Origin of the sequence: Leptolyngbya sp. BL0902 (assembly GCF_016403105.1) — a bacterium.
Taxonomy (GTDB): Bacteria; Cyanobacteriota; Cyanobacteriia; order Phormidesmidales; family Phormidesmidaceae; genus Nodosilinea.
Genome location: NZ_CP046155.1, coordinates 2,173,369 through 2,196,219, shown reverse-complemented (window position 1 = coordinate 2,196,219; position 22,851 = coordinate 2,173,369). Strand labels below are relative to the sequence as shown.

23 protein-coding genes are annotated in these 22,851 nt (G+C 59.1%); 14 read left to right on the top strand and 9 right to left on the bottom strand.

Features of this window, described 5'->3' with window-relative positions; all coding sequences use genetic code 11:
* Window positions 1-84: 84 nt before the first annotated feature.
* On the bottom strand, window positions 85-591 hold the full coding sequence (locus GFS31_RS09800; RefSeq protein ID WP_198804672.1) for an ureidoglycolate lyase: 507 nt from the start codon (window positions 589-591) through the stop codon (window positions 85-87).
* 263 nt (window positions 592-854) lie between these two features.
* Between GFS31_RS09800 and GFS31_RS09795 the strand changes: the two genes are divergently transcribed.
* Together GFS31_RS09795 and GFS31_RS09790 are read left to right on the top strand one after the other, a co-directional pair.
* Entirely contained in the window at window positions 855-1,472 is a 618-nt protein-coding gene (locus tag GFS31_RS09795) for a 4Fe-4S single cluster domain-containing protein (protein ID WP_198804671.1), read from the top strand.
* Window positions 1,473-1,509: 37 nt separating this feature from the next.
* Window positions 1,510-2,163 carry a class I SAM-dependent methyltransferase gene (locus tag GFS31_RS09790; RefSeq protein WP_225907360.1) on the top strand — a complete coding sequence of 218 codons (654 nt, stop codon included), beginning with the start codon at window positions 1,510-1,512 and terminating at the stop codon, window positions 2,161-2,163.
* Between the two features lie 174 nt (window positions 2,164-2,337).
* On the opposite strand, the gene GFS31_RS09785 is transcribed toward GFS31_RS09790, so the two are convergent.
* Window positions 2,338-4,422 (bottom strand): M3 family metallopeptidase, encoded by a 2,085-nt coding sequence (locus GFS31_RS09785; RefSeq protein WP_198804670.1) that lies wholly within the window; start codon window positions 4,420-4,422, stop codon window positions 2,338-2,340.
* Window positions 4,423-4,487: 65 nt separating this feature from the next.
* Between GFS31_RS09785 and GFS31_RS09780 the strand changes: the two genes are divergently transcribed.
* From GFS31_RS09780 to GFS31_RS09750, 7 genes are all read left to right on the top strand, one after another.
* Window positions 4,488-4,700, top strand: a complete 213-nt coding sequence (locus GFS31_RS09780; RefSeq protein WP_198804669.1) for a hypothetical protein — start codon at window positions 4,488-4,490, stop codon at window positions 4,698-4,700.
* A 339-nt stretch (window positions 4,701-5,039) separates the two neighbouring features.
* Window positions 5,040-8,024: an MFS transporter gene (locus GFS31_RS09775; protein WP_198804668.1), complete on the top strand. Its 2,985-nt coding sequence runs from the start codon at window positions 5,040-5,042 to the stop codon at window positions 8,022-8,024.
* Window positions 8,025-8,094: 70 nt separating this feature from the next.
* A complete protein-coding gene (locus GFS31_RS09770) occupies window positions 8,095-8,643 on the top strand; it encodes a Crp/Fnr family transcriptional regulator (RefSeq protein WP_198804667.1) in 549 nt (182 codons plus the stop codon).
* Between the two features lie 88 nt (window positions 8,644-8,731).
* Window positions 8,732-9,673: a serine hydrolase gene (locus GFS31_RS09765; protein WP_198804666.1), complete on the top strand. Its 942-nt coding sequence runs from the start codon at window positions 8,732-8,734 to the stop codon at window positions 9,671-9,673.
* Window positions 9,674-9,783: 110 nt separating this feature from the next.
* A complete protein-coding gene (gene folP / locus GFS31_RS09760; protein WP_198804665.1) occupies window positions 9,784-10,665 on the top strand; it encodes a dihydropteroate synthase in 882 nt (293 codons plus the stop codon).
* Between the two features lie 132 nt (window positions 10,666-10,797).
* Complete coding sequence (locus tag GFS31_RS09755; RefSeq protein WP_198804664.1) at window positions 10,798-11,256, top strand: tetratricopeptide repeat protein; 459 nt, start codon at window positions 10,798-10,800, stop codon at window positions 11,254-11,256.
* A complete protein-coding gene (locus GFS31_RS09750) occupies window positions 11,249-12,124 on the top strand; it encodes a TlyA family RNA methyltransferase (RefSeq protein ID WP_198804663.1) in 876 nt (291 codons plus the stop codon). Before GFS31_RS09755 ends, GFS31_RS09750 begins: the two co-directional genes overlap by 8 nt.
* Window positions 12,125-12,180: 56 nt before the next feature.
* Here GFS31_RS09750 and GFS31_RS09745 read toward each other — a convergent pair whose 3' ends face one another.
* Both GFS31_RS09745 and GFS31_RS09740 read right to left on the bottom strand, forming a co-directional pair.
* On the bottom strand, window positions 12,181-13,104 hold the full coding sequence (locus tag GFS31_RS09745) for an ion transporter (RefSeq protein ID WP_225907359.1): 924 nt from the start codon (window positions 13,102-13,104) through the stop codon (window positions 12,181-12,183).
* An 18-nt stretch (window positions 13,105-13,122) separates the two neighbouring features.
* Window positions 13,123-13,407 (bottom strand): YggT family protein, encoded by a 285-nt coding sequence (locus tag GFS31_RS09740; protein WP_225907358.1) that lies wholly within the window; start codon window positions 13,405-13,407, stop codon window positions 13,123-13,125.
* A 195-nt stretch (window positions 13,408-13,602) separates the two neighbouring features.
* Between GFS31_RS09740 and psbX the strand changes: the two genes are divergently transcribed.
* The 4 genes from psbX to GFS31_RS09720 all read left to right on the top strand — a co-directional run bounded on the left by psbX (window position 13,603) and on the right by GFS31_RS09720 (window position 16,648).
* Window positions 13,603-13,722, top strand: coding sequence for a photosystem II reaction center X protein (gene psbX, locus GFS31_RS09735; RefSeq protein ID WP_198804662.1), 120 nt, complete (start codon window positions 13,603-13,605; stop codon window positions 13,720-13,722).
* Between the two features lie 311 nt (window positions 13,723-14,033).
* On the top strand, window positions 14,034-14,834 hold the full coding sequence (locus GFS31_RS09730; protein ID WP_198804661.1) for a Ycf66 family protein: 801 nt from the start codon (window positions 14,034-14,036) through the stop codon (window positions 14,832-14,834).
* A gap of 17 nt (window positions 14,835-14,851) precedes the next feature.
* Window positions 14,852-15,214 carry a hypothetical protein gene (locus GFS31_RS09725; RefSeq protein ID WP_198804660.1) on the top strand — a complete coding sequence of 121 codons (363 nt, stop codon included), beginning with the start codon at window positions 14,852-14,854 and terminating at the stop codon, window positions 15,212-15,214.
* Between the two features lie 183 nt (window positions 15,215-15,397).
* The gene (locus GFS31_RS09720) at window positions 15,398-16,648 is read left to right on the top strand and encodes a sensor histidine kinase (RefSeq protein WP_198804659.1); all 1,251 of its coding nucleotides are present in this window, start codon (window positions 15,398-15,400) and stop codon (window positions 16,646-16,648) included.
* Here the strand turns inward: GFS31_RS09720 and mnmE are convergent.
* The 5 genes from mnmE to GFS31_RS09695 all read right to left on the bottom strand — a co-directional run bounded on the left by mnmE (window position 16,610) and on the right by GFS31_RS09695 (window position 22,346).
* Window positions 16,610-18,013, bottom strand: a complete 1,404-nt coding sequence (gene mnmE / locus GFS31_RS09715; protein ID WP_198804658.1) for a tRNA uridine-5-carboxymethylaminomethyl(34) synthesis GTPase MnmE — start codon at window positions 18,011-18,013, stop codon at window positions 16,610-16,612. The two genes, GFS31_RS09720 and mnmE, sit on opposite strands and share 39 nt — an antisense overlap.
* Before the next feature lie 7 nt (window positions 18,014-18,020).
* On the bottom strand, window positions 18,021-18,455 hold the full coding sequence (locus tag GFS31_RS09710) for a SufE family protein (protein WP_263974821.1): 435 nt from the start codon (window positions 18,453-18,455) through the stop codon (window positions 18,021-18,023).
* An 89-nt stretch (window positions 18,456-18,544) separates the two neighbouring features.
* Window positions 18,545-19,213, bottom strand: a complete 669-nt coding sequence (locus tag GFS31_RS09705; protein WP_225907357.1) for a Uma2 family endonuclease — start codon at window positions 19,211-19,213, stop codon at window positions 18,545-18,547.
* A gap of 6 nt (window positions 19,214-19,219) precedes the next feature.
* Window positions 19,220-19,684 carry a single-stranded DNA-binding protein gene (locus GFS31_RS09700; protein ID WP_198804656.1) on the bottom strand — a complete coding sequence of 155 codons (465 nt, stop codon included), beginning with the start codon at window positions 19,682-19,684 and terminating at the stop codon, window positions 19,220-19,222.
* A gap of 157 nt (window positions 19,685-19,841) precedes the next feature.
* Window positions 19,842-22,346: a mannose-1-phosphate guanyltransferase gene (locus GFS31_RS09695; RefSeq protein WP_198804655.1), complete on the bottom strand. Its 2,505-nt coding sequence runs from the start codon at window positions 22,344-22,346 to the stop codon at window positions 19,842-19,844.
* Between the two features lie 313 nt (window positions 22,347-22,659).
* On the opposite strand from GFS31_RS09695, the gene GFS31_RS09690 reads away from it, so the two are divergent.
* Window positions 22,660-22,842: a hypothetical protein gene (locus GFS31_RS09690; RefSeq protein ID WP_198804654.1), complete on the top strand. Its 183-nt coding sequence runs from the start codon at window positions 22,660-22,662 to the stop codon at window positions 22,840-22,842.
* Window positions 22,843-22,851: the final 9 nt, after the last annotated feature.

Here is a 22,851-nt window from a genome sequence, read left to right as displayed (position 1 = left end):
TGGCTCTCATGCCCAATCCGAGACTGAATCGTAGGTTAGTCATGACCCATCTACAGCGAATATCAGACGGTGGACACCGCCCACCTAACGTGCCTTGAGGACAAAACTGAGGCCAAAGGTTTGGGCGAGATTACAGGTTTGGTGGTCGGTGAGGTTCGTATCGCTGAGTTCCAAATTGTAAAAGGTAACGCTGGGCTGGGTGAAATATGGCCCCGCGTGCCAGGTGCCCACCGCCAGCTTGATGAAGCAGTGCCCCGGAATATGAAAGCCTTTCAGGGCGCTAAGGTCGGGCTGGTCAGCCTCGCTGGGAGGGGCCACCGCAATCAGCCAATCCTGATTGGCCAGCGCCCCTAGGCATTGGGTGCAGCGGCGATGGCGGGTAAGGGCGTGAAACTCGGTGCCCGCGTGGGTGAGGGTCATCAGGTAAAAGCGCGGAATGCCCTGGTTGAGGACGAGCTGGGCATCGGCGGGGCCAAAGGGGGCTCCATCGGTGTTGGGAAAAATCACCTGGCCATAGGGCGCAAAGGCTTCGGCGGTGATGGGTTCCACCACAAGAAGACGCTGACTGCGAGGGGGAGAGGATACAGACATGGTCGATTGACGATCAGACTTGCCCCTAGGCTACCACTGGCGTAGGGGGGTCCGTCGCAACGGCTACCATCCTCTGGGCCTGCACCCCAATCGCCCATACAGACCCATTACGCTTCATTAATCACTGCTTGGCTATGAAGTAACCTTTTCGCTAGAATCAACCCCAATCCTGCATTCCCTCCACCTTCACTGCCTTTGTAATTCCCGACTCCCGACTCCCGACTCCCGACTCCCGATTCCCGACTCCCCACCCGCTTCTCACCATGACTCCCCCCACTCCCCCCGATGCCCTCAGCCGCATCCCCGCCGGACATCTCAATATCATGGGCTACGTGAACGAATCGGAGGTGAACGGCCCCGGTTGCCGAGCGGTGGTGTGGGTGCAGGGCTGTTTGCTGCATTGTCCGGGCTGCTTTAACCCGGCAAGCTGGAGCTTCGAGGAAAATCAACTTGTGGCTATAGAAGACTTAGCCGAGCGTATTTTGGCCAACCCCAAAAACCAGGGTGTCACCTTCTCCGGCGGGGAACCCTTTTGGCAGGCTCCGGCCCTGGCCCAGTTAGCGGCCTTGGTAAAGGCCCATGGGTTAACCGTGATGTCTTTCACGGGCTTCACCCTCGAAAAACTGCAATCCGCCGATGCGCCCCCCGGTGCCCAGGATTTGCTGGATCAACTGGATTTGCTGATTGACGGGCCGTTTGTTGAATCTCAGGCGGTGAATGCCCCAGATTCCCCAGTGTCGTCGCGCAATCAGCGGGTTCACATCTTCAACCCGGCCCTCAAAAACGCCATCACCTGGGCCAGCGACCAACTGGAAGTCCACATTTTCAAAGACGGTAGCCGCATCGTCACCGGATACCGAGGGCAATTGCTCACAGACTAGGCACAGGTTAGGCAAAGCCCGTTAAACCAGGATTTCCATGAAGACCCCCGTGGTTCAGCAGCAATATAACCAAATGGCCCAGGACTATGATCGTCGCTGGCAGCACTACACCCACCCCACCCTGCGGTTTTTGCTCGATTGGGCCGATTTGCACCCCGATGAACAGGTGTTGGATGTCGGCTGTGGCACCGGAGAACTGGAGCGCTTTCAGCTTGCCGTCCAGCCCCATCAGGTGATCCACGGCATTGATTTGGCCGAAGCGATGATTGCCACGGCCCGCAAAAAATGTGCTTCCTGGCCCCAGGTTTGCTTTCAGGTGGCCAAAGCCGAAGCCCTGCCCTACGCGGATCAGACCTTTGATGTCATCCTTTCTGCCAGCGCCTTCCACTATTTCCCCGATCCCGTCGCCGCCCTGATAGATATGAAACGGGTGCTAAAACCGGGTGGACGCATCGTGATTTTGGACTGGTGTCGAGATTTTCTGTGGTGTCGCCTCTGTGATCTCTGGCTGAAATGGCGCGACCCCGCCCACCATAACTGCTATACCCAGCAGGAACTCGCATCTTTTTTTCAACAGGCGGGGTTGCAGGTCAACGCTTCCCAGCGCAAACGCTTTGGCTTCTTTTGGGGGTTGATGATTGCCACCGCTGTGAAGGAGGTGGGGATCGAGGATGGGTCATCAATGGGCTAAACCCCCGGTTTCTGTGGCGCAGATCCCATGAACCTCAGGTCGAGTTAAACTCAGTGGCTCGATACCCTGGCCTCCCTCACCCCCAGCCCCTCTCCCCCAAGGAGAGGGGAGCTAGAAGGGTTCAAAGTCCCGCTCCCATGGGAGCGGGACTTTGGGTGAGGAGAACCCACGGTTCTAAGCCGCCACTAGCCCCCGGTGCCGCAGCAGGGCTTGGGTGCTGGGTTCCCGACCCCGGAAGGCTTTGAAGACTTCCATGGGGTGACGACTACCACCTAGGGCGAGGACGGTATCGCGGAACCGACGACCCGTTTCCACGACGGCCTGCTCGTTCTCTAGGCCCACCTCCTCAAAGGCGGCGAAGGCATCGGCGCTCAGCACCTCGGCCCAGAAGTAGCTGTAGTAGCCTGCGGCATAGCCCCCGGCAAAAATGTGGGTGAAGGCGCAGAGGAAGGCATCCTCCGGCAGCGGCTTGAGGATCGAAGACTGGGCGGCAATCCGCTGGTTCACTTCGGCCACGGTTTCGCCGCCGTCGGGCTGATAGCGGTGGTGCAGTTCAATGTCCGTCCAGCCAAAGCGCACCTGGCGCAGAATGGCGCTTCCGGTCATAAACGTCCGGGCCGCGACGATTTTTTGGTACAGATCCTCCGGCAGGGGTGCCCCGGTATCCACATGGCGGGCCAGGGTCAGCAGGGTATCGCGGTGGTAGCACCAGTTCTCCATAAACTGGCTGGGCAGTTCCACGGCGTCCCATTCCACGTTGTTGATGCCCGCCGCCCCGGTGTAGTCCACCTGGGTCAGCATGTGGTGCAGGCCGTGGCCAAACTCGTGGAACAGGGTTTCCACATCGCGGAAGGTCATCAGGCTGGGCTTGCCATCCACCGGGGGCGCTTGGTTGCACACCAGGTAGGCCACGGGGAGGCGCACCTGTCCGGCAATTTTGCCCCGATTGATGCAGGTATCCATCCAGGCTCCGCCCCGCTTTTCCGCAGGACGGCTGTAGGGATCGAGATAAAAGTGGGCGATGGGGTCGCCGCCGCCGTTGAGCACCTGAAAGTAGCGCACATCGGGATGCCACACCGGGGCCGTGCCATCGGCGGGGGCAATGGTGATATCGAAAATCCGATTCGCCAGGGCAAACAATCCGTCGAGCACCTGGGGCAGGGGGAAGTAGGGCCGCAGTTCTTCATCATTGAGGCCGTACTGTTCTTCGCGAATGCGCTCGGCCCAAAAGGCGGTGTCCCAGTGGGTGAGGGCGTTGGCTTCGGCGGCTCCTTTTTCGGCGGCAAAGGCTTGCAGATCCGACAACTCCTTGACGGCGGTGTCGTAGCTGGCGGCACGCAGTTCGCCCATCAGCTTGTCGATGGCTTCCACGGAAGGGGCCATTTTGCGGGCCAGACTGAGATCGGCATAGGTGCTGTAGCCCAGCAGGTTCGCCATTTCGTGGCGCAGGGCCAAAATTTTCTCGATGTTGGGATTGTTGTTCACATCGCCTTCGGAAGCACGGGTGACAAAGGCGCGATAGAGCTGTTCCCGAAAATCCCGCCGCCGACTGTGCTGCATAAACGGCCCATAGCAGGGGAAATCTAGGGTAATCCGCCAGGGGCCAGCTTCGGGGGTTGCGCCCTCTGAGCCTGCGTCACGGGCTAGCTGTGCCGCCAGGGCCAACAGGCTGGGGGGTAGGCCGTCCACTTCTTCCGCCGTGGTGAGGGTAAGGCTGAAGGCTTTGGTGGCATCCAGCACGTTGTTGGAAAACTTGGTGGTCAGTTCCGCCAGGGCTTGCTGAATTTCGTTGAAGCGATCCTTCTCGGCCCCTTCCAATCCCACGCCGGACAGTTCCGCCTCGCGGATGGAGGTTTCCACAATCCGCTGCTGGGCCGGGTCAAAGCTGTCCCACTCGGCACTGGCCCGCAGTTGCTTAAAGGCGTCGTAGAGGGGCTTGCTCTGGCCCATTTGGGTGGCAAACTGCACCAGGGCGGGCTGCACTTCTTCGTAGGCGGCCCGTAGCTCGGGGCTATTTTTCACCCCCATCAGGTGCCCCACAATGCCCCAACTCCAGCCTAGGCGCTCCTCAATGCGGGTGAGGGGTTCCACCAAACCATCCCAGGTGGGGGTGGCGCTGGCTTCGAGTGCCGCAAAGTCCGCCGCCAGGTTTTCCAGCAGGGCTTTAATACCAGGGACAATATGGGCGGTTTCGATACGGTCGAAGGGCGGTAGCCCAGTGCCGAGAAGGAGGGGGTTGTGTACAGTAGTGACCGTCATAGTTAGAACAGTTAAGGATCGTTAAAGGAGTAGAGTCGCAATCGTTAAGAGGATCTCTTTAGCCATTGTCTCCGATTCCCGCCGGATTGGCCGGAACCAGACGCTGGAGCGGCAGACCGTGGCCTAGCTGGGAGAAACAGGCTAGTCGAAGTCGTTATGAGTTTAGCTTAGCCCAGTATAGCGCTACCCTTGGTGTGCTTCAGTGTCCTGGCAGCCATCGGTTGGAGCTACAGGGCGGCTTTGCCGAGCGGGTCGCCGAGGATTTGCAGCATGGATAGCCTGTTGTTCGCCCGTCTGCTAGAAGCATGACCAACTGGGCCTCTAGAAAATGGCCCATGGCAGGAAGCAGCCCCACCTGAACAGACAACCCTAACCCTCCGGCGATCCAGGGCTGATCTGGCTGATATCAAACCGATATCAAATCTGATCCAGAAAACCCCGATCTCTAGTTCGATAGACCGGAGGGGAGCGGTCTCCTCGCCCGCTGATACTGGGGGTAAGCAAGCCGGACTCAGTATGAGACGTCGATTCCCAGGAAATGGGAGATTGTTGCCGCCTTGACGCCTAGGCGCAGGCCATTCGCTATCCTTAGGCATAGACTTCCTCCCTGCAACGGCATGAGTGTATCTTCCATCCCCGCTTCACCCCGTCGAGGACTGCGGGAACGCTTCCTCAACCTCATTAACCTACGCGCCGACGAGCAGGGCCGCACCCTGTTGATGTTTGCCTTTTACACCGCCACATCCATGGGGATTTTGTGGCTGGAAGTCAGTTCGGCGGAGCTGTTTTTGGGCAAGTATGGCGCGGCACGCCTGCCCTGGATTTATATCTTCAGCGCCGGGGTGGGGCTGGGCATGAGCGTGGTCTATTCCTGGCTGCAACGGCTGTTTCCCCTGCGCTGGGTGATTGTTTTAATTTCGCTCCTGATGGCCCTGCCGATCCCGATTTTTTTGTGGGGTTTATCAGTAGAATCGTTTACCTTTTTAACGGTCTTTTTATTGAGACTATGGATTGAGGCAATTTATAACCTCAATGACTTAAACCTATCGGTTACGGCCAATCAAATTTTTAATATTCGTGAGATTAAGCGAGCCTTTCCCATTATCAGCAGCGGCAATTTGCTTGCTGATGTACTGAGTGGGTTTTCGGTAGCCATTTTAATGCGTTTCATTGGTCTTCAAAATGTCATGATGCTGTCCTTTGGCGTCATGATTGTGGGAACCGTGATTCTCTACTACCTCAGCGTTAACTATGCCCACGCCTTTCCAGATTCGCCTAAACGGCAGGCCCAGGACGTAGAAAGCTATCAATCTCGCCAGCGCCTAAAGGGTGCCATGCGGCAGTATGTGGTGCTGCTATTTTCTTTTTTTGTGCTGGCCCAAATGCTGCTGTTCTCCATTGAATTTCAGTTTTTTCAGCAGCTAGATCGCAACCTCGAAGTTGAAGCTATTGCCGCCTTCCTGGGGATTTTTAGCGGTTTGCTAGGGCTCATCGAATTGTTTACTCAATGGTTTACCTCCAGCCGTCTCATTGAGCGGGAAGGGGTATTTGCGGTCGCCCTGGTGTTGCCTTCGGTGATTGTGGTTGCAGGTATGCTCACCTTGGCCGCTAGTTTTCCCATTTTGGGGGGTGCAGAGGCCCTTTTCTTTGGCCTCGTCATTCTCAAGTTTTTTGACGAGTGGCTGCGCTATACCCTAGTGGCCACCACCCGCCCCGTCCTCTTCCAGCCCATCCCCGACCGGGTACGCAGTACGGTGCAGTCTTGGGTGGGCGGTATCGCTGAGCCCCTGGCCATGGGCGGCACCGGGGTGGCGATTCTCGTCACCATTGCCGTGGCCAACCGCATTGGCCTCGACGATGTCATCATTCAGTCCCAAATTTTTCTGACGGGAACGGTGGTGGCGGGGCTGGTGTGGTTTGGGCTGATGGCGCTGCTTCGTACCCGCTACCTCAATCTGCTGGTGCAGGGGGCCGAACGGGGTCTCACCACCTTCTCCGACGGGGATCGACGGGGGATGAAGAAGAACCTGGTGGAAGGGCTGGAAAAAAACAAGTCTGAAGCCGACAAGCATTCCTATATCGACGTTCTGAGTCAGATTGCGCCGAAGGAACTGGGCGAGGTGTTGACTCCTCACCTGGCCAACTTTTCCCCTGGTCTTCAGCAACACAGTCTTCAGGTGATGCTCGACCATCCCGATCCGCGATATCACCAATCCGTGCGCACCCTCCTGACTCAGCCCCGCATTAGCCCGGAGGTGCAGGCACTGGCCCTGCGCTACGTGTGGCTGGCCCAGGAAACCTACGATATCAATGAGCTGCGGCCCTACCTCTCCCCCGATGTGGATGCGGTGGTGCGGGGGACAGCGGCGTCGCTGATGCTGCGCCGGGGCAATATCAACGACCGTGCCGAGGCCACGGCCACGCTGCGAAAAATGCTGGTGAATGAGCGAGAACGGGAACGGGTGATGGGCTGCCAAGCCCTGGGGGAGGCCGATTACATGGAGTCCCTCAGCATCTACATTGACGACCTGCTTCAGGATCCGTCGCTGCGGGTGCGGCGAGCCATTTTAGAGGCCATTGCCGCCACCCAGTACAAAAAATACTACCCATCCCTCCTGCGGGCATTGCAGTATAAATCGACCCGCGCCGCCGCCAGCGATGCCCTCACCCGCCTAGGAGATGAAGCCCTGCCCATGCTGGAGGCCCTGGCCACCGATGAATATAAACCAGAGGCGCTACGAAACCAGTCTTGGCAGGTGATTGGGGCCATCGGTACCTCGCGGGCCTTAGAGCTATTAATCCAAAACTTGATGAGTTCCTGGGGGCCAACCCGTCGCCAAATTCTGCGGATTTTGCTGAAGCTCTACCAAGAAACCGGGGTGAAGCGATCCAGCCTGATTGACAACGCCTTGGATCAACTGCTGGGGCGTAGCGGCTTTGAGGATCTGCTGGATACGGAACTGGCCTTTGTGGGCCAAATCCTGGCGGCCAAGCTCGACCTCGGTCAGGCCACCACTGTGGAGGAACGGCTGTTGCTATCGGCCCTGGAGGGGCTGGAAATCGACGCCATTGAGCGGTTGTTCATGCTGCTGCGGTTTATCTCGCCAGCCAATGCGGTGCAGGCGGCCCAGGCCAGCCTCAGCGGGTCGGTGTCGAGTTGGGCCAAGGGGCTAGAAATCCTCGATAACTGCCTCGACATTTCCAGCAAGCGCACGATTCTCATTCTGCTAGATCGCCAGCCCGACGCCGACAAGCTCAAGCGCCTCAGCCTCTCAACCCCGCTGATTGCCTACACGCCCCTGTCGCCGCGAGATCGCCTGCGGCAACTGCTGGATCTGCGGAGCCTTCTGTCGGACTGGGCCTTGGCCTGTTGTTTTCACCTAGCCAAAGCCAAGCACTGGAATGTTACGGCGGAACACACCCTCGCCCTGCTCCAGCACCCCACGGGCTTTGTGCGGGAGGCCGTTCTGGCCTATCTTGCGGTGGCCTCCCCCCGCGCCCTGCGAGACATTTTGCCCCGGATGCAGCACGACCCCAACGAATTGGTGGCCAACCAAGTCAACCACCTGATCAACACCTATAATTTGGAACCAGAGCCCTAACCTGGGATGGCCTAATCTGGGATGGTTTCAGCGGTTTGCGGCCTTTTTCTCCGTCGGCGTTAATTTTTCTATGCCAAGCACCACCCTCAACAGCCTAGATCGCCTGCTGTTTATCCGCCGAGTGCCCATTTTTGAGGAACTGCGGGATGACTTTTTGATGCGACTGGCCCCGGTTATGGACGAAGTTCACTTTGAAGCGGGCTACACCATCATCACCGAGGGCCAAGAGGGACGGGCCATGTACATCATTGTGTCGGGCCAGGTGAGCGTCCACCTCAGCGGGCAGCAGGTGGCTCAGTTCCAGGCGGGAGACTGCTTTGGGGAAATGTCGGTGTTTGACGCCGAACCCCGATCCGCCTCTGTCACCACCCTTGCCCCCTGCGACTGCCTGGTGCTGACCCAGCAGCAGCTCTACGACGCCATCGACGAAACCCCCGGCATTGCCGTCAACATTATTCGCCTGCTGTCCCGCCGCATCCGCGAACTCAACCAGGATCTCAACCTGGTGAAAAATCGCCTCAAGGCGGCTAAGGTTGACCGGGGAGTGCCCGCAGCCCTGCCAGAGCGGTCGGGCAATGGCTATCCCGTCCCCGCCTGGGACAGCCCGATTCTGTACTAACCCGCCGACCCGATCCGCCCTGATGGGGTTCATTGCCCCTACCTCAGTCACGTTTCCTGCTCCTCCTCAAGGCCCAGCCCGTTGCTCCATGAAAACCTTTTTTACCGACGATGCTGATCTCAACCAAGGGCTAAAGCAGGCCCTAGATCAGCTTTGGGAGGCCTATCCGGCCCTCGCTCCCCACCAAATCGCCGTTACCTGGGTGGTCTACGATCCGCCCTACCTGACCAACACAGGCGGTGCCCTTAGTGCCCACGAATTTTGGCAGCACTCGCCCCGGGGAGCCAGCTACCGGGGGGTAGAGTTAATCTATCCAGCTAGCGTGGTGAAGTTGTTTTATCTGGTGGCGGCCCACGAGTGGCTAGAGCAGGGCATGGTGCCCCCCTCAGCGGAGCTAGACCGCGCCCTCAAAGACATGATTGTGGACTCCAGCAATGACGCCACCAGCCTGGTGGTAGATGTGCTGTCTGGCACCACCAGCGGCCCCGAACTGCCCCCCGGCCCCTTTGAAACCTGGCAGTATCAGCGCAATATTGTGAATCGCTTTTTTCAGTCTTTGCAGTGGCCAGAGGTGGCGACGGCCAACCTCAACCAAAAAACCTGGGGCGATGGCCCCTATGGCCGCGAGCGGGCCTTTGTGGGCGAACATTATGACAACCGCAATGCCCTAACCACCAATGCCGTAGCCCGGTTGATCCACAGCATCGCGGGCGGTGTGGCGGTGTCGGCGGCCCGATCCCAGGCCATGCTGGCGCTGATGCGGCGAGATCTCACCCTAGAACGCCCCCCCAGCCCGGAGGAGGATCAGGTGACGGGGTTTATTGGGGCAGGGCTACCCACCAACGCCGCCCTTTACTCTAAGGCGGGGTTTACCAGTCAGGTGCGCCACGATAGCGCCTACGTTGAAATCCCCGGACACCATCCCTTCACCCTAGTGATTTTTACCGAAGGCCCGGAACACAGCCAAAATCGCGACCTCATTCCCTACCTCACCCAGCACCTAGCCGCGCAAACTCGCTTGGCAAGCTAGGGGTAGAATGAAATTCTGGGGAACAATGGCCGTGTCTGGTGCGAGTTGTGGCGTGCCAAGGGCGTGCTAGAATCCCCTCTGCCCCTCGCCCTCACCCCGGACGCCGCTCCATGTCAGCCCCCACCACGCCCACCCCCTGGATACTTCGCGACCGTACCTTCGCCTGGGGCAGCCGTACTTACCTTCTGGGCGTCCTCAATGTCACCCCCGACAGCTTTAGTGATGGGGGGCAGTTTGCCACGGTAGAGCGGGCCGTTTCCCAGGCGCGGCATTTGGTACACAACGGCACCGACATCGTCGATATTGGCGGGCAGTCCACCCGGCCAGGGTCGGAGGCCATTTCTAGGGAGGAGGAACTAAACCGCGTAATTCCGGTGATCCAGGCCATTCGGGCCGACGAGGACGAGATTCTCCGGCAGGCCGTGATTTCCGTCGATACCACCCGATCCGCCGTGGCCAGGGCGGCGGTTAAGGCCGGGGCCGACGTGATCAACGATATTTCCGGCGGCACCTACGACCGGGCCATGCTCTCCACCGTGGCCGATCTAGGCGTTCCGGTGATGCTCATGCACCTGCGCGGCACCCCCGCCACCATGCAGCAGCACACCGACTACCCCGACCTCATGGGCGACATCTACGAATTCCTAGCGCGCCGCATTGAAGACGCCATTGCCGTAGGCGTCAAGCCCAGTCGAATCGCCATCGACCCCGGCCTAGGCTTTGCCAAAACCTATCCCCAAAATGTCGAAATCCTCCGCAACTTGGGCAAATTCCGCGAGTTAGACTGCCCGCTGCTGGTGGGGCCATCGCGCAAAAGCTTTATTGGATGGATCCTTGACCAGCCTGATCCCCAACAGCGGGTATGGGGTACGGCGGCGGCCTGCTGTGCCGCCATTGCGGGCGGGGCCGACATGATCCGAGTCCACGATGGCGCTGAAATGTATGATGTGTGTCGAGTGGCCGATGCCGTTTGGCGGTCAACGGCGGATTAAGCAACGATAGACAGCCTCCCTCCTGGGGCCAGATCCCCGGCGCTGCCGATTCCCGCTGGCCTTTGCCAAAAACAGTCTGGCTTGGGCTTTTCGCGAGATCCCCTACCCTTATTCCTAAGGATGTCCCCTTCCATGTCAACGGAATTGATTACCTGGCTCGTTGTTGTCCTGGGCATTCTGGGCTTTGGCATGGGGTCGATGCTGGTGGCCTATCGCCGTCCTTTGGGGGCTACGGTACTGTTTCCCGCTCCGGTGCAAGAGTTGTCCGCACCCGTGACTGATCGGGCGCGGGAATACTTTCAAGCGGGCGTGCAAGCCTTTGAATCAGGGCGCTACGCCCAAGCCATCGACCAATTTAGTCAGGTGATCGCCCTCGAACCCACCTGCGCCGAAGCCCTCTATAACGGCGGCCTCGCCCACGCCAACCTGGGGAACGACAACCGAGCCGTCCAAATCCTAGTGCAGGCCAGCGAGGGCTACCAGCAGCAAGGCACCAAGGCCGGACTGGATCGGGTAAAGTATGCCCTAGAGCAGGTGGCGGCGCGGCAACACCAGATCCGGGCGGCCAAGGCGGGGCAGGGGCGTGGCTAAGCAGCGGTTAGACGTGCTTTTGGTAGAGCGGGGGCTGTGTCCTTCTCGGCAGCAGGCCCAGCGCCTCATTCAGGCGGGAGAGGTGCAGGTTAACCACGCCGTCATCGACAAACCGGGCACCGCCGTCGCCGAGGATGCGGAGATTCAGGTGAAGGAAAAATCGCCCTACGTGTCGCGGGGGGGCGAGAAACTGGCCAAGGCGCTAGCGGAATTTCCCGTCACCGTGGCAGGGCGCGTGGCCCTCGATGGCGGCATCTCCACCGGGGGCTTCACCGACTGTCTGTTGCAGGCCGGGGCTAGCCGGGTCTACGGCATTGACGTGGGCTATGGCCAGGTGGCCTGGGAACTGCGCCAAAACAACCGGGTGATTTTGCGAGAGCGCACCAACCTGCGCCACCTCAGCCCTGACGATTTGTACAGCGCCACCGATCCCCGTCCCGACCTTGGGGTGATGGATGTGTCGTTTATTTCCCTCACCAAGGTCTTACCCGCCTTTTGGGCCTTGCTGGTGCCCCCCCGCGAGGTGGTGCTGCTGGTCAAGCCGCAGTTTGAGGTAGGGCGGGATCGCATCGGCAAGAAGGGTGTCGTGCGAGATTCCAAGGATCATGCCGCCGCCCTCGCCAGCGTTCTCGATGCCGCCATGACCCTCGGCTGGAGCTATCGCGGCGTCACCTGGTCGCCCTTGGTGGGGCCAGCGGGCAATATCGAATACCTGCTCTGGCTGGATCAACCCATGACCCCTATGACCACCACCGCGCCAAGCTCCACCCCAGATTCTGCCCCTGTCCCTGGCGGTTTGGAGGGTCACGCCTCCCTCGACCCCGATTTTCTCCAGATTGCCCTCCAAGCCCGCAAGGCCCTCGGTTGAAGATCGCTGGGCCTTGCGGGTCAAGGGAGCGGGTCGCCTGCCCATGGCCCATGGGGTTATTTTGCTGCCAGGTGCTCCAGCCCTGTCCCGCAGCGCTTGCAGAATCGAGCATCATCGTCATGGTTGGCCCAGCCACAGCCGGAGCAGGGCTGGTGGCGGGAGTCTGTCACCTTCACCAACTGCCGGATGAGGCTACTGATCTGGGTAGGGATTAGGGCAATGCCCGTTAGAATCATGGCCACCGTGAGCCCGCGCCCAGCATCGGAAATGGGGGTGACATCGCCATAGCCCACGGTAGTCATGGTGACAACAGCAAAGTAGAGGGCGTCTAAGAAAGTTTTGAACCCATCGGGATTGCGGGGGTGCTCCACCTGAAAAATTAGGCCGGAGTAGATAAAAATAATCGCCCCTAGGGTGAACAGAATCCGCAGCAGAATTAGGCTGTCGGCGCTGGTAACTTGGCCAAACCAAAGGCGATTGTTGAAAATTCGCACCAGTCGGAGAATCCGCAGCGACCGAAAAAAGCGCAAAAAGCGGATATCAAACACCCCAATCCAGGAGGGGAGAATGGCCACCAAATCCAGCAACCCGTAGAGGCTGAGGGCATAGCGCCAGGGGTGAGGAGCCACCCACAGCCGCAGGCCATATTCTAGGGTGAAGGCCAATACAATCAGCCAATCCAGTCGATTTAACCAGGTGTCTAAACTGGGGGAAATCGGGTAGGTTTTGACCACAAAAATAACGGCGGACAAAAAAATCAGCGCCACAATGACGCCATTGATCACTTGCCCGGTCAAGGTTTCGGTGGTTTCTAGGTAGCCGCGCAGGCGATCTCGCCGACTGGTGCCCAGGGCTGGATAGACCGCCGTAGGGATGCTGTCCTTGATGCCTGCCATCGCCCCAGAACTAGCCTGGGGAGATCCTCCTAGGTCTGAGGTTGGGCCAGAAATGGGGTTAGAAACGCTAGGGTCTGAAGACATGATGCTTGTGGGCAACCCCTAGCCCAGCATACGCAGTAAGCCCTGCTGCCCCACCAAAATTTCTCGCAGCAGCGTGATGATGCCCACCCAAATCACCGGGGAAATATCGACGCCACCGATGGGGGGAACTAGTTTTCGCACCGGAGCCAGCAGCGGTTCCGTGGGCCACACCACTAGGGATACGGGCAGTTTGGTGAGGTCAACCTGAGGGTACCAGGTCAGCACAATACGGAAAATAAACAGCAGGGTCATTAGAGCCAGCAGTAGCCCTACGCCCCAGTTCAACGCTACGGACAGGGCCATAGTCACACCTGGGAATCTAAAGTTTCCTTCATTCTAAAGCTTTGTAAACACCGCATGATGCTCTACCAACCCCAGAAACCTTAGGGATTTGACCATCTGGGGCTGAATCCTAGACGGGCTGTTGTGTTCACCGTGTTAAGTTGATCAATAATATTGAGTAACAATTTGTCGAAATCGTTATCAGGACACACCCCTATGACACCTTCCCTCACCAATTTCCTTCTGAGCATTCTGGCCGGAGCGTTGATCGTTGTCGTCCCCGCGACCATCGCGCTCCTCTTCCTGAGCCAGCGGGACAAAATTCAGCGTCAGTAGTCTTTCGTTCTTCTCAGGCTAGCGGTGGAGAGGGTCGGTGACGCCGAGTTGCCGACCCTTTTTAGGTAGGAAGCCTCAAGTCCATGGCGTGGTTCTGTGCCACCATGACAGACTAGCCTCTATAGAATCGTCGGAAGTCCGTTAGAATTGGTGAGACTAGGGCTGTCGCCGAGGTTGCCTAGGGGCCATAGCCACCCTCACGGACATGCCTATCTAGCTCCCTGCGGATCCAACTTATCCATTCCAGGTACGCGCTCTGGCCCTTGGGGAACTCCTAGCCTTGGCGTTGCCATCCTATCGAGGAATCCACTGTGAATTTTGGTACTCCTGTTCCCCTCCTGCTTGGTATTTTTTTGGTTCTCAGCGCCGTTGCGCTGTTTTTTTTAGAGCGCTTTAGGCCAGGGTATGGGCGCGATTCGGATCGGGTCTATGCCGTTCTGATGCTGATTTCAGGGGTGTTCCTGTTAGGGCATCTCACCATGGAACTGATCCCATCTTTTCAGCAAATGATCATGGTGGGGATGCTAACCGCCCTCCTGATTCAAAATGTCAATGGCCGCGAGCCCTACCAAGGTCGCCCTACACCCCAGGGCGATGGTCGCGATGGCTATGGCGGCGGTTATCGACCCCAAAATCGCCCCAGTCGTCCAGCCTATAGCGGAGACAACCGTGCCAACATGCGGGCAGAACTGGATCGGCGGGACTATGGCTTAGAAGACCCCTACGCTCGGCCTCGTCCCATGCTGGGCGGGCGCGACGAAGGCGGACGGCCCTACGCCCAGTCCTCTGGTTATGCCCAGGATCCCTACGCCCCCCGCTATGATGACCGGGGTGCCATGCCGCCCAGCCCACGCCCCGATGACTTTGGCGATCAACGGCCTGGGGAACGGCCTGGGGAACGGCCTGGGGAACGCTCGGATGGATCCGGCTATTCCGACGGATCGGTCGGCCCGGTTTATTCTGAGGGATCAACCTACAGCAGCGCCCCCCGCCCCGATGAGCGTCTCCGTCGCCGTCGGCCCAAAACCCGCAGCGACTACCAAGATCGGTATCAGGGCAATCCTCCTCGGCCCGACTATCGACCCGGCGGCCCCTCTGATGGGTGGGGCTAGAGCCAATGATGAGTTCTATGGTGAGTTCCGTTTTGCCCTTTTCCCTAGGCTCTATTGCCGGAACCGTTTTGTGGGCCTTAGCGCTGTACCTGGGCTTTTCTCCCGTGGCCGACCGGGTGATTGATGGCTGTCAACGCTGGATTCATTCTCTCAAGACCAATGCGCAGGCTTCAACCCGATTGAACCGCCCAGGGCAGACAGAGGCCCAAATGGCGGCGGCTTCGCTGCTCAGCGTCGTTCCCTTCTTGGCCCTTGGTGGTGTGGCCCACTACGGTCTTTCCTTTAGCCTGGGCGGTAGTTGGGCCGTGAGTTTGGGGATCATTGCCTTCATGGTGGGTGGGGTCTACGAACTGGGCCGTCAAAGTGGCCAAGCGGAGTAATCAGGGGTGCGTTCTCACGCCTTTGCCCAGGGCTCGTCGTCCAAATCGTGACAAGTCCAACCGATAGATAGAGGAATGATCCGATAGACTGTGGGCTAAATAAAAAAGCACACGTCGGCAAGGGAGAAGCATGGCAGGCAAGGCTGTCTCCCCCCTTGTTGACCTATCTTATAGAGTTGGTCAATGGCCGCAGCATCGGTGTTGGATCCTTTTAATATTCTGGCGGTGGATGATTCACCGGATAACCTGTTTTTGATTGAAACAATTCTGGATGATCCTGCCTACTGCATCGGGCTAGCCTCTGGGGGGCAGGCGGCGCTGGATCTGGTGCAGCAGCGACCTCCAGATTTGATTTTGCTGGATGTGATGATGCCCGACCTCGACGGCTACGCGGTGACGCAGCGCCTCCGGCAAAATCCCGATCTGCCCTACATTCCCATTTTGTTGATTACCGCCCATGACCAGTCCAGCCTAGTGCAGGGGTTGGATGCCGGGGCTGATGACTTTATCCGCAAGCCTGTAGATGTGAACGAACTGCGGGCGCGGGTGCGGTCTCTGCTGCGATTAAAGCGCAGTATGGATGCCCAAGCCCACATGATGCGCCAGCGCGATGATTTTGTGGCCCGCCTCACCCACGACTTGCGTACCCCTCTGGTTGCGGCTAATCGAATGCTAAAGCTGTGCCGTAACCAGGCTTTTGGCCCCTTGCCCGATGAGGCCCACGAGGCTATGGGGAGCATCATCGACAGCAACGACCATCTGCTGAACATGGTGAACACGCTGCTAGAGGTCTATCGCCATGAAGCCGGACAGAAAACCTTGACCCAGGTTGCTATTTCCCTACCCGATCTGGCGGATACCGTTACCAAAGCCCTTTCCCCCTTGGCCACCGCTAAGGGGTTGACGTGTCAGTTCATTGTTAATGATGCCTCATTGTCCAGGGCTGACCCACCCAATTCGTCTGCCCACAGCGCAGACTTTCCGGTGGTGATGGGCGATCCCTTGGAACTGCGGCGGATTTTGACCAATCTGGTGGGCAACGCCATCAAGTTCACCGACCAAGGCGGGGTTGAGATTACCCTAGGGCAGACCTCAGAGCCTCCACAAGGTCTACCGTCTAGCCCCCAGCATTCTGGTGCCTGGGTTTCTGTGCAGGTTCAAGATACAGGCATTGGCATCCCTCCAGCAGAGCAGCAGGCCATTTTTCAATGGTTTCGCCAGGGCGATCACCGACGGGCGGGCCACGGGTTGGGGCTGCATTTGGCGCAACGGTTGGCGACCCTCCACGGCGGCACCATCACTGTCCAATCGGCACCAGGGCAGGGCAGTTGCTTTACCCTGTGGCTTCCAGCCCAGGCGACGCTGCCGAGGCCCAAGGACATCTCCCCGATGCCCTCATTTGCCGATGCAGAAACGGCTGAAAATCTCGTCTAGCATAGATTCTGTCAGTTCATCCCCCGTGATGGATCCAAGGGCGTGGATGGCGGTACGCAGGTCAATCGTCCAAAAATCGAGGGGAAGCTGACCCTCAATAGTCTGCTGCACCTGGCGCAGGGCAATGTGGGCCTCAGTGAGGGCAGCGGCTTGGCGCTGGTTGAGGGTAAATTCCAAATTACTCAGGGCGATCTGGTCGGCGTGGATTGCCTTGAGGATGGCGTTCTCCAAAGCGTCGATGCCCTGGTTTTGGGCGGCGGCGGTGTAGACCGTGGGCACATGGGCATCGGGCAGGGCAATGGCGATGTCCTGATTGACCAAATCCCGCTTGTTAATCACCACAATCAGGGGTCGATCCTGCACTAGGTCGTAAAGCGCCTGATCCGCCTCCGTCCAGCCTGCCGTGGCATCCAGGGTCAGCAGCACCAAATCCGCTGCCTGGGCGGCACGTCGAGAGCGTTCGATGCCGATCTGCTCCACCTGGTCGGTAGCTTCGCGAATCCCCGCCGTATCCAACACCTGCACCGGAATGCCGCCCACCACCAAGTGCGACTCCACCACATCGCGGGTCGTCCCTGGCAGGTCGGTGACAATGGCGCGATCCGTGCGGCTCCAGGCATTCAGCAGGCTGGATTTACCCACATTGGGCCGTCCCACAATGGCGACCTTCAGCCCCGTGCGTAGGCGTTCCCCCTGTTCCGCCGTGGCCAGGAGTTGGTCAACCTCGGCTAGCACCCCATCCAGATTTCGACGAACAGACGCCTCATCCAAGGGCGGCAGGTCGTCCTCAAAGTCAATGCGGGCCTCCACCTCCGCCAAAATATCCAAACACCGGGAACGCAGGGCGCGAATGGGCTGAGTCAGCTTGCCCTGCACCCCCGCCAGAGCCGTTCTTGCCGCTAGGGTCGATTGCGCCGCCACCAAATCCGCCACCCCCTCCGCCTGGGTGAGGTCGAGCCTTCCGTTCAAAAAGGCCCGCAGGGTAAATTCCCCCGCCTGGGCCAGCCGTGCCCCCTGGTTCAAACACAACTGCAACACCTGCTGCACCGCCATCACGCCGCCGTGGCAGTGAAATTCCACCACATCCTCGCGGGTGTAGGAACGGGGGGCCAGCATCAGCATCAGCAGTGCCTCATCCACCGTTTGCCCCGTGGCAGGATCCACCACATAGCCGTAGAGAATGCGGTGGCTCTCCCAGGGTTGCCGCCCCGGAGCCCGAAACAACGCCTGGGCAATAGTCAACGCCGTCGCCCCCGACAGCCGTACGATTCCCACGCTGCCCTGCTGTGGCACAATCGCCGTGGCAATGGCCGCAATGGTTTCGCCCTGGGGCGGCTGGCTGGTTTGAACCCTATCGATACCCATAACGGGCCTAACCTTGGGCCGACGAGGCTACCAGGAACCCCGCCGCCAGGGTCTGCATTTTTTTGAAAATGTTGTAGAACCCATTGGCCCGTGACGGGGTGAGGCTGACATCGAGCTGGGTGTCTTTGATGAAATCGGGGCTGAGGTCAACAATTTCCTGGGGCGTGAGGCCGTTGAGCCCCCGCACCAAAAAGGCCACCAGACCCTTAGTAATTTGGGCGTCAGAATCCGCCTGGTACTGCACCTTGCCTTCCACTAGGTCAGCGACCACAAACACCTGGGAGACACAGCCCTGCACCTTATTTTCCGGGGTTTTGCAGTCCTCCGGCAGGGGATCCAGCTTTTTGGCTAGGAACAGCAACTGCTCGTAGCGACGCTTGGGGTCGGCGGTTTGCTGAAAACGGCTAACGATTTTTTCGACGGACGCGGGACGGGTAGACATAGAACGGGGCCACAGAACAATGGGAGGCGACAACGATTATTCTCACACAACCACCCCCTTGGAATGGGGAGGCCGAGGTAAATTCCCCACTATCTCAACCTATCCCGGTAAAATTGGCGCACCGCTCGGATTACGGTGAGGTCAGTTCCGGTTTTGCGGAGTTGAATCCACTGGTTGAGTTGGTCGTCGGTGACGAAAGGAAACGCACGGCTAACAGGCTGGGGCTGATAGTCACCGTCCTGGAGCACCAAAAAAGTCAGGGCTTCCTGTCGATATAGCCACACCTCAGGGATGGGCATAGCCTGGTAGATGGACAGCTTATGGTCGGAACGATTGGCAATATCGACCTCTAGCACCCCATCGGGGGGTAACTCTAGAGGTGTCCTGGAACCCATGCCCTGGCCAGCGTGAGCATTTTGAAGATAAAAACAGCCGTCTGGTTCTACTCCCTTCGCCAAATCGGGCCGATTCATCCGCATAGAACCTAAATTGTTGCACTCTAGTCCCGATTCCTCGGCCAAGGTCAGAATGATGGCGGCGAGCACCTGGCTGATGACTTCATGCAACTGTCCCGGCATTCGGATTTCTAGCACTCCCTGGTCGTAGGCGATACGGGTGGCGCGGGTTTCGCCCAGTTCCTCCAGCAGCGCTCCGTAGCTATCCCAGGAGAGGCCCGAAATTTGTAGGGCACTCCCAGGGGTTAGCTCAATTTGGCTGAGAGGGGTGGCGAGGATGGAGGTCATGGTGGGGATGGCCATTCCGCCCTAGAACGGGATTTCGTCGTAGTTGATGCCGGGGTCGGAATCAGCGGCGGGGCTGGGGGTCGGAGCGGTGGGTCGGGGAGTGGCGGCGGGCCGGGGCGGCGCTGAGGCAGCGGGGGCGCTGGCGGTGAGGGGGGTGGGGGCGGCCATGGGCATGGTGGCGAAGGTTCCGGCGTTGTAGATGCGCTGGACAGTGAGTTCGGCCTGTTTTTCTTTGTAGCCCTCGGGGCGTTCCACGGTGTTCATGCCCAGGCGACCTTCAAGCAGGACGCGCTGACCCACCTGGTAGTTTTCCTGAATTTCCTGGGCCAGGTTGCCCCAGCCGACGACTTTCATTTGCCCCGCTGGGTCGCCGTCCCGCAGGCCGGGGAACTGCACCACAAACTCGGCCACGGGAGTTTGGGTATCCGAGGTGTAGCGGAGTTGGGGCGCTTGGACGATCTCCGCCAAAAGCATACAGTTGTTCATCGGCTATTCTCCTTCGATACCCGGATTGAGCGGCCCTGACCCGAGGGCTTGGACGGCAGGGCTTGGACGCAGGCGATTGACTTGGCTTACCGAGGGCGGGCTTTCCTGTCGGATTGGGGAAATTCAGGGGCGACTGAACTCCCTAGGACGGCCTCCCCTAGGCTTGGTCAATAAAGTGCTGCACCTGGCTATGGTACTGGTTGAGGGTAGCATCGAGCCAGTCTCGGTTTTGGCTGTTGCCAAAGAGATGGACGAGGGGTTCCCCGGCATCGGGCAGCACCAGCACCCAGTCGTCGGGGTTGTCTCCTAAAATTTTAACCCCGTCGATCAGTTCTAGGCGTTCCTGGGGTGTGGTTTCCACCAAATGGCGCATGAGGGCACCTTTTACCGTCCAGGGGCAGCGCAGGGTTTGGCTGCGGTGGATGGTGCGGGGCAGGTCTGACCAGATTTGGCCGAGGGAATGGTCTTGTAGGCTCAGCATTTCAATCAGCTTGGCGATGCAGAACATGGCATCAAAGCCGGGGTGCAGTTCGGGGAAAATAAAGCCCATGTCACCGCTACCGCCGAGGACGACGTTGGGGTTTTCTTGGCAGGCTTGCATCAGCGCCGTGGGGTTGGCCTTGGTGCGAATCACCTGGCCACCGTGGCGACGGGCGATGTGTTCCACGGCCCCGGAAGCCTGCACCGGAACGACGATGGTGCCCCTGGGCTGGGCGGTAAGCATCAGGTGGGCCATCAGGGCCGTAAGGGTTTCGCCGCGAATTTGCGCCCCCATCTCGTCCACCAAAATCAACTGTTCGCCGTTGGCCGACACCTGCGCCCCAAAGGTGGCCCGCAGCGCCTGCACCACCTGACCCAGTTGGCCCAGCATCACCTCGCGTTCGTCGGGGGAGAGGGGCGACTGGCGCAGGCTGGCATTCAGCACTACGGCATCGCAGGCAAACTTGCCGAGGATTTGCGGCAGCACTGCCCCAGACACGGCATAGGCATAGTCGATGACGACCTTGGCCTGACTATGGGTAACGGCCTCGACATTCAGGTGTTTTTCAAAGGCGGTGATGTAGGTGGACACCAGGCGGGCCGGGGTAGTGACGGTGCCGATTTCGTCGATGGCGGAACGGCGGAGGTCTTCCTTGAAGTAAGCGCCTTCAATTTTCTTTTCCTTGCCCTTGCCGATGTCGATGCCGCGCTCGTCGAAGAATTCAATCAACACCTGGTCGGGGCGGGTGGGATGGAGGCGAACGTGGATGCCGCCCACCACGCCCATCTGCACCAGGGCGACACGGGCCACGGGGATGGCGGTGGATTCCAGATTTTGGACGTTGATACCGACGGACATCAGCCCCGCAATCAGCGACCGGGACACCATGCGGGAAATGCTGCGCTGATCCCGCGAGACGGTGACGTGGGAACCGGGCTTGAGAGTAGACCCGTAGGCCGCCCCCAGTTTGACGGCAAATTCCGGCGTGATGTCGATGTTGGCCAGCCCCGAAACCCCCCGTTGCCCAAACAAATTGCGCTGGGCCGTGTTGCCCCAAATCAAATTGATGTTCAAGATCGCCCCTGACTCAATTTGCTTGCTGGGCCAAACCCGCACCCCAGGGCTAATCTGGGCCTCTTCGCCCACGGTGGAGAGCGGCCCAATCACCGCCCCTTCCAACACATGGGAACGCCGATCTACCCTGGCCCCCCGCGCAATGCTACAGGCCCTTAGGTGTACCTCATCCCCCACAATGGCCCCGTTCCAGACAATCGGGCGCTTGAGGTCGGCGTCGTTGCCGATAGTGACGTTATCGCCAATCACCGTCCCCGGTTCCAGCACCGTCCGCGCCCCGATGCGGCAGTTTTTGCCAATCATCACCGGAGGATGCAGTTGGGCGGTGGGGTCGATGTAGGTATTTTCGCCCACCCAGATCCCCACCGAGGTCTCCGGGTAGGCATAGTCCACCATCACCTTGCCATGAAGGGCGTCGTACTGAGCCTCGCGGTAGGCATCCAGATGGCCCACATCGCACCAATAGCCCTCGGCCACGTAGCCGTAGATCGGTTCGCCCTTGGCCAGCAGTAGGGGGAAGAGATCCTTAGAAAAGTCGCACTCTTGGTTGGCAGGCAGGTAGTCCAGCACCTCCGGTTCCAGAATGTAGGTACCTGTGTTGACGGTGTCAGAAAAAATTTCGCTGGTTGACGGTTTTTCCAAAAAGCGCTGAATGTGGCCCTCGGCGTTGGTAATCACCACCCCAAACTCGATGGGGTTGGGCACACGGGTGAGCACCAGGGTCGCCTTCGATCCCCGCTGCCGATGGAAGCGAATCGCCGCTTGCAGATCAAAATCCGTGACGCTGTCGCCGCTGATCACCAAAAAGGTGTCGTCCAACCAATCCGCAATATTCTTGACGCAGCCCGCCGTGCCCAGGGGTTGATCCTCCTCCACGGCGTAGGTCATCTGCACCCCAAACTCGCGCCCGTCCTGGAAATAGTCGCGCATGACGTCGGGCAGATAGTGCAGCGTAGCAATCACCTCATAGATGCCGTTGCGCTTTAGCAAATTGACGATGTGCTCGGCGATAGGGCGATTGAGGATGGGCACCATCGGTTTTGGAAGGTCGCAGGTGAGGGGGCGTAACCGTGTCCCTGAACCGCCAGCCATTAGCACTGCACGCATCTTGTCTCCTTCCTGCTACTCAACGGTATTTGCAACCCTGTCGATTCGCCTGTGAGCCATCGACCCGTTATTAACCCATTCCTCCCCTGCCGACTATACCTGGGAACCCTTGAGGCTACCGTAACATCGATAGCTTACGGGAGGAACGCGACCTAGATGTCTATCCTAGGGCTGAGGCTATGGGGTAAAACGACCTTCCTGCCGCCTACTGACCCTGGCCCTAACCCCTGATCACGACCCGCTGTTCTGCACAAATTGACCAACCCTTAGTATTTTAGTAAGAAAGGGGAAGGCCCCAACCGGAGGAAAACCTATGAGTCCATTGCTGTTTCTGGTGCTGATGGGTGTCTATGGCGGCGGCGCTTGGAAGTTCTGGGCAGGCTTCAAGCGCACCACCTTCAGCGAGGGCAAGGTGAAATTGACCCTGCTGTGGCCCTTGCTGTTGGCCTCCAGCAAGTCCTATCGCGAAAACTTCAACCGCGCCCTCAAAGGTTAGGACAAACAC

Excerpts from the sequence above, each read along its gene's own strand:
- mnmE (WP_198804658.1), bottom strand. The coding sequence starts at position 18,013 with ATGGGTATCGATAGGGTTCAAACCAGCCAGCCGCCCCAGGGCGAAACC.
- GFS31_RS09775 (WP_198804668.1), top strand. The coding sequence starts at position 5,040 with ATGAGTGTATCTTCCATCCCCGCTTCACCCCGTCGAGGACTGCGGGAA.
- GFS31_RS09740 (WP_225907358.1), bottom strand. The coding sequence starts at position 13,407 with ATGGCCCTGTCCGTAGCGTTGAACTGGGGCGTAGGGCTACTGCTGGCT.
- GFS31_RS09785 (WP_198804670.1), bottom strand. The coding sequence starts at position 4,422 with ATGACGGTCACTACTGTACACAACCCCCTCCTTCTCGGCACTGGGCTA.
- folP (WP_198804665.1), top strand. The coding sequence starts at position 9,784 with ATGTCAGCCCCCACCACGCCCACCCCCTGGATACTTCGCGACCGTACC.
- psbX (WP_198804662.1), top strand. The coding sequence starts at position 13,603 with ATGACACCTTCCCTCACCAATTTCCTTCTGAGCATTCTGGCCGGAGCG.
- GFS31_RS09795 (WP_198804671.1), top strand. The coding sequence starts at position 855 with ATGACTCCCCCCACTCCCCCCGATGCCCTCAGCCGCATCCCCGCCGGA.
- GFS31_RS09695 (WP_198804655.1), bottom strand. The coding sequence starts at position 22,346 with ATGCGTGCAGTGCTAATGGCTGGCGGTTCAGGGACACGGTTACGCCCC.
- GFS31_RS09700 (WP_198804656.1), bottom strand. The coding sequence starts at position 19,684 with ATGAACAACTGTATGCTTTTGGCGGAGATCGTCCAAGCGCCCCAACTC.
- GFS31_RS09765 (WP_198804666.1), top strand. The coding sequence starts at position 8,732 with ATGAAAACCTTTTTTACCGACGATGCTGATCTCAACCAAGGGCTAAAG.
- GFS31_RS09800 (WP_198804672.1), bottom strand. The coding sequence starts at position 591 with ATGTCTGTATCCTCTCCCCCTCGCAGTCAGCGTCTTCTTGTGGTGGAA.
- GFS31_RS09770 (WP_198804667.1), top strand. The coding sequence starts at position 8,095 with ATGCCAAGCACCACCCTCAACAGCCTAGATCGCCTGCTGTTTATCCGC.
- GFS31_RS09710 (WP_263974821.1), bottom strand. The coding sequence starts at position 18,455 with ATGTCTACCCGTCCCGCGTCCGTCGAAAAAATCGTTAGCCGTTTTCAG.
- GFS31_RS09790 (WP_225907360.1), top strand. The coding sequence starts at position 1,510 with ATGAAGACCCCCGTGGTTCAGCAGCAATATAACCAAATGGCCCAGGAC.
- GFS31_RS09720 (WP_198804659.1), top strand. The coding sequence starts at position 15,398 with ATGGCCGCAGCATCGGTGTTGGATCCTTTTAATATTCTGGCGGTGGAT.
- GFS31_RS09690 (WP_198804654.1), top strand. The coding sequence starts at position 22,660 with ATGAGTCCATTGCTGTTTCTGGTGCTGATGGGTGTCTATGGCGGCGGC.
- GFS31_RS09755 (WP_198804664.1), top strand. The coding sequence starts at position 10,798 with ATGTCAACGGAATTGATTACCTGGCTCGTTGTTGTCCTGGGCATTCTG.
- GFS31_RS09745 (WP_225907359.1), bottom strand. The coding sequence starts at position 13,104 with ATGTCTTCAGACCCTAGCGTTTCTAACCCCATTTCTGGCCCAACCTCA.
- GFS31_RS09725 (WP_198804660.1), top strand. The coding sequence starts at position 14,852 with ATGGTGAGTTCCGTTTTGCCCTTTTCCCTAGGCTCTATTGCCGGAACC.
- GFS31_RS09705 (WP_225907357.1), bottom strand. The coding sequence starts at position 19,213 with ATGGCCATCCCCACCATGACCTCCATCCTCGCCACCCCTCTCAGCCAA.